Source organism: Methylobacterium sp. E-041 (assembly GCF_022829665.1).
Classification (GTDB): Bacteria; Pseudomonadota; Alphaproteobacteria; order Rhizobiales; family Beijerinckiaceae; genus Methylobacterium.
In genome coordinates this window covers 1-2,198 of sequence record NZ_JAKSYQ010000281.1, presented here as the reverse complement: position 1 = coordinate 2,198, position 2,198 = coordinate 1, and the positions used below count along the sequence as shown (strand labels likewise).

Here is a 2,198-nt window from a genome sequence, read left to right as displayed (position 1 = left end):
GGGGCGCGCGGCCACGACCTGCGCTTCGAGGTCACCGACACCGGCATCGGGATCAATTCGGCGCAGCAGGACCGGCTGTTCAAGCGCTTCAGCCAGGTCGACGGCTCGATCAGCCGGCGCTTCGGCGGCACCGGCCTCGGCCTGGTGATCTGCCGCCACCTGCTCTCGTTGATGGGCGGCGAGATCGGCGTCGACAGCCGCGAGGGCGTCGGCTCGACCTTCTGGTTCACCCTGACCCTGCCCCCGGGGGAACGGCCAACGATCGAACATCCTGTTGCAGCAGCGGATATCGAGATAGGTGGACGGCCCGTGCGGCTGCTCCTGGCCGAGGACGTGCCGCTCAACCAAAAGCTCGCCTGCGCGGTACTCGAGGCGCAGGGCTACGTGGTCGACGTGGTCGAGGACGGCGCCGAGGCGATCGTCGCGGTCGAGGCGGCCGTGAAGCAGGGCAGGGGCTACGACCTCGTCCTGATGGACATGCAGATGCCGGTGATGGACGGCCTGACCGCGACCCGCCGCATCCGCGCCCTGCCGCCGCCGGCCTGCGAGATCCCGATCGTGGCGATGACTGCCAACGTGCTGCCGAAGCAGATCGACGACCTGCGCGCGGCCGGCATGAACGACCATGTCGGCAAGCCGTTCCGGCGCGCCGACCTCTACGCCACCATCGCGCGTTGGACAGGACCCCAGCGCGAGACCCACCCAGCGCTGGCGGCCGTGCCACCGGACGGCCAGGACGCCGTCCTCGACGGGGCAGTGTTCAGCGCCTTGAAGGAGGGGTTCGGGCTGGAACGGGTGGCGACGCTGCTCGACCTAATGGGCAGCGAGTTGCGCGACCGCTTCCGCTCCGACGAGGACGACCGGGTCCAGGTCGCCCACGACGCGCACGCGCTGGTTTCGGCCGCCGGCATGCTCGGCTTCACCCGCCTGTCGCGCCTGTGCCGCGAGATTGAGGTCGCCGCCAACGGCGACGGCGACCTGCGCCCGCTCATCCATCGCCTAGAAGTCCAGCGCGCCGAGGTGCTGGGCACCATCCATGAGCTGAAGGCAGCATAGCCCCTGCAAAGTCCGAGAGCCTGTCGCTCGCGTGGGAGATGGCGAAGGCTTACGGGAAACACGTCGCAAGGGCGCGGCTGGGGCTCGACCTATGACCAGGGTGGGATTCGCCCGCATCATGGATCAGTCAGGACACCGCGATCCGCGCACGGTGGTGGGCTACATCAGAAGGGCAAACGCTTTCAAAGAACACTCGGGGAGCGGGTTTCTGTAGGCGGGCAAGATCGGGTCAGCGGGGACTCATCCCGATCGCTGTCATCGTTTTATGAGATCCTCACAAGCTTGATTTGGCTGCTGATTTGGCCGACTGCGCTCGCGATGGCGGTTGCCGTAAGGCAGTGTCCGTAGGCCTGCGTAGGAACGCTCGAAAATGCCGAACACGTTTGGCCTCAACCGCACGCTTGGAGGTGCGATCGGCGTCATCGCGCTGGTGTCGGTTCTCAGCAGCGGGGCGATCTTAGCCACACGCAACCACCTGCAGGATGCGACCGACGCCCTCGACCGCTCGACCCAAGTGGTTCGGGGGCTGGATGCCTTCCGCACCGCCATGCTGAACCAGGAGACCGGCCTACGCGGTTATTTGATCACCGGGCGCGAGAACAGCCTGGAGCCCTACCGCGCGGGGCGGCCGGCCCTGGACCAGACGATCACATATTTGAGGACCTTGATCGGCAACGATGCCGAGCGTTCGCGTCTGTTTGCCGATGCCGTGACGGCAGCGCGCGCTTGGCAAACCGACATCGGCGAAACCGCGATACGTCAGGCCGCGGATCCGAAGACGCGACCGGATGGGGTGCGTATCGAGGCCGAAGGCAGGGGCAAGCAGTTCTTCGACACCCTGCGCAGCAAGCTCATCGCCATCGACAATCTGGAAGAACAGACTCGTGCGGCACAGGCCGCTCGCGTCACGCAGGCCGAGCGCAACGAGAGCCTCGCGCTCTGGGGCGGGACCCTGCTCACGCTCCTGATCTGCATCGGGATCGGGATCGCCATCAACCGGCTGATCGTCCGGCCGCTCGGGCGGGTGATGACCTTCGTCGAGCATGTTGGCGAGGGCGACCTGACAGGTACACTCGGGGAAGGCGGCCACAACGAGATCGGTCGCTTGAAGCGTACCCTTAATGCGATGGTAGCGGGGCTGG

Annotated in this window: 2 protein-coding genes; both read left to right on the top strand. The window is 66.7% G+C overall.

What is annotated here, in order from left to right; all coding sequences use genetic code 11:
* On the top strand, positions 1–1,056 hold a 1,056-nt coding region (locus MKK70_RS24820), incomplete at its 5' end, for a response regulator (protein ID WP_243950538.1).
* Positions 1,057–1,426: 370 nt separating this feature from the next.
* Positions 1,427–2,198, top strand: a 772-nt coding sequence (locus tag MKK70_RS24815) for a CHASE3 domain-containing protein (RefSeq protein ID WP_243950537.1), incomplete at its 3' end; no start/stop codon positions are given.